The organism is Streptomyces sp. NPDC096136 (assembly GCF_044763325.1).
GTDB lineage: Bacteria > Actinomycetota > Actinomycetes > Streptomycetales > Streptomycetaceae > Streptomyces.
Genome location: NZ_JBIWFZ010000049.1, coordinates 1 through 7,171, shown reverse-complemented (window position 1 = coordinate 7,171; position 7,171 = coordinate 1). Strand labels below are relative to the sequence as shown.

Sequence of the window (7,171 nt, the reverse complement as noted above, 5' to 3'; positions counted from 1 at the left end):
GCCCAGTAGCGTTCCTGTCGGGCGAAGAGGCTGTCGGGGTCGGTGTCGTTGCCGAGGAGTTCGCGCTGCCACAGGGTGTAGTCGGCGTACTGCACGGGCAGGTCCGGCCACTGCGGCTCGCTGCCGGACAGCCGCGCCGAGTACGCGGTAACGAGGTCGCGGGCCAGGGGGGCCAGGGACGATCCGTCACCGGCGATGTGGTGCAGCACCAGCACCAGCACCGACTCGCCCGCATTGACCGTGAACAAGACGGCATGGAGCGGAACGTCGCGGGAGAGGTCGAACTCGTGCTGAGCGGCCTGCCGCAACGCCTCCTCCAGCTGGGCCGCGCCCACCTGGCGGACCTCAAGGTCCACACGCGCCTGCGCAGAGTCCAGGACGTACTGACAAGGCTGCCCCTCAACATCCCCCAACACCGTACGCAACGCCTCATGGCGAGCAACGACATCGTTGATGCCGTCCCGCAGTGCGTCCGGATCAGCGTCGCCCGTCAGCCGCAGCACCATCGGAATGTTGTAGGTGGCGGACGGCCCTTCCAGCTGGTGCAGGAACCACAGCTGTTGTTGGGCGTAGGAGAGGGGGAGGGGGTCGGGTCGGGTGGCGGGCAGCAGGGGCGGGCGCAGCTCTCCTTGGTGCGTCAGACGTGGTGCCAGTTCTGCGACGGTGGGTGCTTCGAAGAGTGTCTGGAGGCTGGTTTCGGTGCCGAGGGTGGTGCGGATGCGGCTGGTGAGTTGGGTGGCGAGGAGGGAGTGGCCGCCGAGGTCGAAGAAGTTGTCGTCGATGCTGACTGCGGGCAGGCCCAGGACTTCTGCGAACAGGGTGCAGAGGATTTCTTCCTGCGGGGTGCGCGGGGCGCGACCGTTGCCGGCTGTCCCGTAGTCCGGTGTGGGCAGGGCCTTGCGGTCGATTTTCCCGTTCGGGGTGAGGGGGATGGCGTCGAGGGCCACGATCGCCGACGGGACCATGTAGTCGGGCAGCTGGTCCTGCAGTGCCTGCCGCAGGGTCGCCACCAGCGAGCCGCTGGCCCGTGACCGGACGGGGGTGTTCGTCACGGCCGACGTCAGGCGCTGCGGGTTGTACGTGCCGGTCACCGCTTCGGTGTCCGTCGCTTCGGTGTTTGTGGAGAGGAGGATCACGTCGAAGGCGGCGGGGTCCTGCGGGTTCCAGGTGAGCAATGCCTGCCGGCCCCGCTCGGCAGCCCACTGGCAGAACGCCTCCGGGTCCATGCCGCCGGCACCGGTGAGCACGGCATTGATCGCGGTCAGGTCCTCGCTGCGCTCCAGCGCGTCAGCGGCGGCGGTTTCACCGGCCAGGCGGGCGTTGGGAACGCCCGCCACCCGCAGCGGCCCCCCGTCACCGAGCCGCTCCTCAAGCTGCTCCCAGGTGACGTGGGAACCCCAGACCAGCCGCGGTAGGGCTGTCAGGTCCGCGGAGTCCGTCTGCTTGTTGTGCAAGGTGATCTCGTAGCGGTGGCGGGTGAGTTCGTTGTGGTTCTGGCCGCGCTTGAGGCGTATGTCGACGCCGAGGTCGTGGGAGGCGGCGAATGCGGTGAAGTAGTCGGGATGGACCAGCAGTTCCTTCTCCACGACGAGTGCGTGCTCCACTGCGGATCGCAGTGCGTCGGTGTCGTCGGCGCGCTGGGCGTGTACGGCGGTGTGCAGGGCGCGGAGCAGCCCGAGGTGGCGCACGTCGCCGACGAGGATGCGGCCGCCGTCTGCCAGGAGTTGCAGTGCTTGGGTCAGGACCCGGGTGAGGTATTCCTGGTCGGGGAAGTACTGGATGACGGAGTTGATCACGATCGTGTCGAAGTACCCGACCGGGAGTCCGGTGGTGTCGTCCGCCGGCTGGCAGCGCAGCGTGACGTGGTCCCAGCCGCGCTCGGCGGTCTGTTCCTCAAGGCGGGAGACCACCGCCTGGGACAGGTCCGTCCCCCAGTACTCCTCCACTCGTCCTGCGAGCGGGGCCATGAGCAGGCCGGAGCCGACGCCGATCTCCAGGATGCGTCGGGGCTGGTGGCCGGCGATGCGCTCCACGGTGGCCTGCCGCCATTCGTGCATCTCGCCGAGTGCGATGGGCCTGCCGGTGTAGGAGCTGTTCCAGCCCGAGAAGTCCTCGCCCAGCGGAGCACCCGATGCGCCGTACAGCGAGTCGTACAACTCCCGCCACTCCGATACCCGTACGTCACCGTCGCCGGCCTCCGCCTCGGGAACGACGTATGCGACCAGACGGGTGTCGCCGGGCTGGTCCTGGCGGGCGACCACGACCGCCTGGGCGACCTCCGGCTGCCGCACCAGTGCGGCCTGGACCTCACCGGGCTCGATGCGGAATCCGCGGATCTTGACCTGCTGGTCGGTACGGCCCAGGTATTCCAGTTCACCGTCGCGGTTCCACCGCACCAGGTCACCCGTGCGGTACATCCGTGCGCCCGGCTCCCCGAAGGGATCCGCCACGAAGCGTTCGGCCGTCAGACCGAACCGCCCGAGATAGCCGCGTGCCAGGCCCTTGCCGGCGATGTAGAGCTCGCCCGCAACACCCACCGGAACCCGACGCAGACGCTCGTCGAGTACGTGTACGGCGGAGTTGGTGACGGGGTGTCCGATGGGTGCGTGAGAGCCGGACAGCGGGCCGCTGGTGGCGGCGTAGACGGTGGTTTCGGTGGGCCCGTAGGCGTTGATCATCAGCCGGTCGCGCGACCAGCGCTCCGCCAGCTCCGGGGGGCAGGCCTCCCCAGCCACCGCAATGGTGGCCAGATCCGGCAGGGCCGACTCCGTCCCGGCAGCCATGCTCGCCAGCGCGGACGGAGGAAGGAAGACGTGCGTGATGCGTTCCTCGGCCAGGGTACGGGCGAGGTCCTCACCAGCCAGCCGGCCGGCGCCCGGCACCACCAGCGTCGCGCCCACGGTGAAGCCGAGCATCAGCTCCACGACCGAGACGTCGAAGCTGGCGGAGGTGAACTGCAGCACCCGGCTTCCGGTGGCCAGGGCACAGCGTTCGACGACCGTGGCCGCAAGCGATGCCAGACCGGTGTGCGCGACCGTCACCCCCTTGGGACGGCCCGTCGAACCTGATGTGTAGATCGTGTAGACGGTGTTCGCCGGCGTCAGGGGCGCGATCCGGTCGGTGTCCGTCGGATCGGTCGTCGGGTGGTCCCGCCACGCCTTCGCCGTCGCCTCGATCGTGACGATCCCGGCGCTGCCGAAGCCATCGGCGGTGGACATCTCCTCCATCAGACGGTCGGTGGTCACGAGGAGGGCGGGGGCGGCGTCGGTGAGCATGTAGGCGATCCGCTCGGCCGGGTATTCCGGGTCCACCGGCAGATAGCCGGCGCCCGCCTTCATGACGCCCAGGATCGCCGCGACCCGCTCGGCACTGCGGGGCAGGGCCAGACCCACCAGCTCCTCGACGCCGATTCCCTGCGAGATCAGCCAGTGCGCGATCTGGTTCGCCCACGCGTTCAGCTCTGCGTAGCTCCAGGTCGCACCCTCGGCTTCCAGGGCGGTGGCCTCGGGGGTCGCCCGTACCTGGGCCTCGAACAGCTCCGGCAGCGTCACCTCACCGACTTCCGGCCGGGCGGCACTCGCCCAGTCCCGCAGGAGCGCGACCTCTCCCACGGTGAGCATGTCCAGCGAGCCGATCGGCCGGGACGGATCTGCGACCACGGACCGCAGCAGACGAGTCCAGCGCGCGATCAGCGTCTCCACCGTCGACCGGTCATACAGATCCGTAGCGAACTCGACGACTCCGCCGATTCCGGCGGGCTCATGCAGATCGCTGTGCTCCTCGGTCAGGCTGATCATCACGTCGAAGCGGGATGTGCCCGTGTGCGTGCTCTCGGAAGCCAGGTGGAGCCCCGGGAGCTGGAAGGCGGCCTGCTTGTTGTTCTGCAGGACGAGGGCGACCTGGAAGAGCGGGTGGTGGGCGGCGGAGCGCTGCGGGTTGAGCTTCTCCACCAGGTGCTGGAACGGCACGTCCTGGTGCGCGTAGGCCGCCAGGCTCGTCTGGCGCACCTGGGCCAGCAGGTCGGCGAAGGACGGGTCGCCGGAGGTGTCCGTACGCAGCACGAGCGTGTTGACGAAGAAGCCGATGAGGTGGTCGAGGCCCTCGTCGGTCCGCCCGGCGATGGGTGAACCGATGGCGATGTCGGTTCCCGCGCCGAGGCGGGTCATCAGGGCGGCCAGGGCGGCTTGCAGCACCATGTAGACCGTGGTGTCAGCCGACCTCGCCAGCGCGGTGAGGCCGTGATGGAGTTCGGTGTCGAAGGAGAAGGCGCAGGCGTCGCCCTTGTTGCCGGCGACGGCCGGGCGGGGGCGGTCGGTGGGGAGGGTGACCTGTTCCGGCAGGTCTGCCAGCTGTTCGGCCCAGTAGGCGTACTGGCGGCTGAAGGGGCTGTCGGGGTCGGTGTCGTCACCGAGCAGCTCGCGCTGCCAGAGGGTGTAGTCGGCGTACTGCACGGGCAGGTCCGGCCACTGCGGTTCACCACCGGTCAGGCGTGCGGAGTAGGCGGCCATCAGGTCCCGGGCCAGCGGGGCCATCGACCAGCCGTCACCGGCGATGTGGTGGAGCACCAGCATCAGTACCGACTCGGTGGGGCTGAGGACGAACAGCTGGGCGTGCAGCGGCACCTGGCCGGACAGGTCGAACTCGCGGCGAGCGGCTTCATCGAGGTGCGCGGACAGCAGGCTGTCGCTGCTGGGAACGACCCGCAGTTCGATCCGGGCCTGTTCGGGCACGAGGACGTGCTGGCCAGGCCGTCCCTCGACTTCCCGGTAGACGGTGCGCAGGGCCTCGTGACGGGCGATGACGTCGTTGAAAGCCTCGCCCAGTGCCGCACGGTCCAACTGGCCGCTCAGGCGCAGTGCGAAGGGCATGTTGTAGGTGGGGGAGGGGCCTTCGAGTTTGTGCAGGAACCACAGGCGTTCCTGCGCGTGTGACAGCGGCAGCACCTCCGGTCGGACTGCGGGCAGCAGTGCCGGACGCAGGTCGCCGGCATGGTGGGCGAGCCGCCGTGCCAGCTGTGCGACCGTCGGTGCTTCGAACAGGGCGCGCAGTGGGACTTCCACGCCCAACGCCGTACGGATACGGCTGATCAGCCGGGTCGCCAGCAGGGAGTGGCCGCCGAGGTCGAAGAAGCTGTCATCGACCCCCACGCCCGGCACGCCCAGGACTTCGGCGAACGCCGCGCACAGGATCTCCTCCCGCGGCGTTCGCGCCCCGCGCCCGCCACCGGCGGCCGCGTACACCGGCGCCGGCAGGGCCTGACGGTCCACCTTGCCGTTCGGCGTCAACGGAATCGCGTCGACCGTGATCAACGCCGCCGGAACCATGTAATCCGGCAGCTCCTGCCGTAGATTCTGGCGCAGTACCCGCAGCGAGGGCTCTTCCTCACCGTTCTCCGGCACGATGTACGCCACCAGACGGGTGTCTCCGGGCTGGTCCTCGTAGGGGATCACGACGGCCTGGGCGACGGCGGGATGCCGGACCAGCGCGGCCTGGACCTCTCCGGGTTCGATGCGGAATCCGCGGATCTTGACCTGCTGGTCGGTGCGGCCCAGGTATTCCAGTTCGCCGTCGCGGTTCCAGCGCACCAGGTCACCGGTGCGGTACATCCGGGTGCCCGGCTCACCGAACGGATCCGCCACGAACCGCTCCGCGGTCAGCCCCGGCCGGTTGAGATACCCACGGGTCAGTCCCTTTCCGGCGATGTAGAGCTCACCGCCCACACCGACCGGCGTCGGTCGGAGCGTTGCGTCCAGCACGTAGGTCCGGACGTTCTGGTTCGGGTAGCCGATCGGAGTCGGCAGCTGGGTGAGAGGCCGGCTGATCGTGGTGAGAACGGTCGTCTCCGTCGGACCGTAGACGTTGTACAGCGCGCGGCCGGGTGCCCAGAGCCGCACGAGATGCGGCAGGAAGGGTTCCGCGCCGACGAGGACGTGGGTGAGACGGGGGAGGGCGTGCACTGCTTCGGCGGGAACGGTGTCGAGGATCGACGGCGGGATGAACGCGTGGGTGATCCGAGCGTCCGACAGGGTTCGCGCCAGGTCCTCACCGGCGAGGCGGCCGGGCGGCGGCAGGACGAGGGTGCCACCGTTGCTGATCGCCATGAGCAGTTCCAGCATCGAGGCGTCGAAGCTCGGCGAGGCGAGTTGAAGAGTTCGGCTGTCGGGGCCGGTTGAGCAGCGTTCTCCCAGGGTGGCGGCGAGGCTGGCCAGCCCGGTGTGGGTGACGGTGGTGCCCTTGGGTCGGCCTGTGGAGCCGGACGTGTAGATCGTGTACGCGAGGTTGTGAGGAGCGACGGGGGTGACGCGGTCGGCGTCGGCCGGATTGGCAGTGGACTGCGCCTCGACCTGGGCCATGCAAGCCGCCAGGGAGACGATCGCGGTCGTGCTGTCGGTGAGCTCCTGTGCCAGCGCCTCGGTGGTGACGACGAGGACCGGGGCCGCGTCGGCGAGCATGTAGGCGATCCGCTCGGCCGGGTACTCCGGATCGATCGGCAAGTAGCCGGCACCCGCCTTGGCAACCCCGAGGAGCACCGCGAAGAGTTCGGCGCTGCGCGGCAGGGCCAGGCCCACCAGCTGTTCGGCGCCGATGCCGCGGCTGATCAGCCAGTGGGCGATCTGGTTGGCGCGGGCGTTGAGCTCGGCGTAGGTCCACGTCGCTTGACCGGTGTCGAGAGCCGTCCTGTCGCCGCCTGTCTGCGCGCGGGACTCGAACAGGTCCGCCAGTGTCGCGTCCTTGACTTCCGGACGGGGTGTGGTGATCCAGCCGTCGAGTCGTTCGCGCTCAGCGGGGGTGAGGATGTCCACGGAACCGATGGGACGAGTCGGGTCGGCGGCCATCGCCGTCAGGATCCGGGCCCACCGCGTCGCAAGGGCCTCGACGGTGCTCCGGTCGTACAGGTCGGACGCGAACTCGATGTAGCCGTTGATCCCCGCGGGTGCACCGTCATTGCCGCGCTCCTCGGACATGACGATGGACATGTCGAACCGCGAGGTGCTCGTTCCCACCCCTCCGGACTCCACGTGGAGTCCAGGCAGATCGAAGGAGGGCTGCTGGGTGTTCTGGAGACCCAGGGAAATCTGGAAGAGGGGGTGGTGGGTGGTGCTGCGGTGGGGGTTGAGTTTTTCGACCAGGTGCTCGAAGGGGATGTCCTGGTGGGTGTAGGCGGCGAGGC

At 69.3% G+C, this 7,171-nt stretch carries 1 protein-coding gene; it reads right to left on the bottom strand.

Annotation, left to right across the window (positions count from 1 at the left end; all coding sequences use genetic code 11):
* Positions 1-7,171, bottom strand: a 7,171-nt coding sequence (locus tag ACIRBY_RS38590) for an amino acid adenylation domain-containing protein (protein WP_403910120.1), incomplete at both ends; no start/stop codon positions are given.